The organism is Actinomyces sp. oral taxon 849 str. F0330 (genome assembly GCF_000239715.1).
Classification (GTDB): Bacteria; Actinomycetota; Actinomycetes; order Actinomycetales; family Actinomycetaceae; genus Actinomyces; species Actinomyces johnsonii.
The window spans coordinates 1-1,150 of record NZ_JH470390.1 but is presented as its reverse complement, the minus strand read 5'-3'; the positions used below and the strand labels follow the sequence as shown (position 1 = coordinate 1,150).

Here is a 1,150-nt window from a genome sequence, read left to right as displayed (position 1 = left end):
GGCCCCGGGCCCGGGGAGGGAGCCTCCCTCAAGGGCGGCTCGTGTGCGCTGAGCTGGCCAACAGGGGCGTCAAGGACGTGCTGATCGTAGAGGGGGCACCTCCCGCACGGGAGCGAAGCGCGCGGGGGAATGTGACGGGCTCACCGGCCTTCCCGAAGCGATCGCAGGCGGTCCTGGCCCCAGGCCACGGTCCAGACCTGTGTGGTCCACCTGATCCGTGCCCCTGGATGCGGTTCGTCTCCTACGGGGGAGAGCCGGAAGGTCGCGGCCGCTCTCAAGGCCGATCTGCACCGCTCCGAACCAGGAGGCCGCCTGGCAGGCTCTGACCGACTTCTCCGAGTCCGACATGGGGGTCAAGTACCCCCAGACGGTGACGACCTGGGAGCGGGCCTGGGAGCGATTCACTCCCTTCCTGGACTTCCCTCCGATGCTCAGGCGTGTCATCTCTCCCCCACTTCGTGGGAGGTACCCCCTCCACCAACAGTATCGAGACTGCGAGCTACCAGCTGCGCAAGGATCACCGATGAACCGCGGCCACTTCCCCTTTCGATGAGGCGGTGACCTGAGCTGGCGAAAGCTGGCGATCTGCGACACCCGTGGACAAGCGAGCCCGAGAACGCGACAAGGAGAAAGGACTGCCAGCATCCAAGCGCAGGGCCAAGGGCAAGCTCATCGAAGGACAGATCACCACCGACTGGAACAAGGCCCTGGCCCAGCTCACCACCGCCTACCCCGACCGAATCAACCCCTACCTGTAAAACGCTTACACAGAAAACTGGACAGGTCCCACAGGAGCGAAGCGCGCGGGGGAATGTGACGGGCTTACCGGCCTTCCCGAGGCGAACGCAGGCGGTCCTGGCCCCAGGCCACGGTCCCCACCTGCGCAGGTACCACCCGGTTCCGCGCCCCTGGATGCGGTTCGTCTCCTACGGGGACCGCCGCAAGGCCGCGGCCGCTCTCAAGGCCGATCTGCACCGCTCCGAACCAGGAGGCCGCCTGGCAGGCTCTGACCGACTTCTCCGAGTCCGACATGGGGATCAAGCACCCTTCAGACGGTGACGACCTGGGAGCGGGCCTGGGAGCGGTTCACCCCTCTTCCTGGACTCACCGGCCGATGCTCAGGCGTGTCATCTCTCCCCCACCTTCGCGG

At 66.8% G+C, this 1,150-nt stretch carries 1 pseudogene; it reads left to right on the top strand.

The annotated features are described in order from the left end of the window. Nucleotides 1-758: pseudogene (locus HMPREF0975_RS17010) on the top strand (transposase); the annotation flags it as partial. Nucleotides 759-1,150 lie beyond the last annotated feature (392 nt).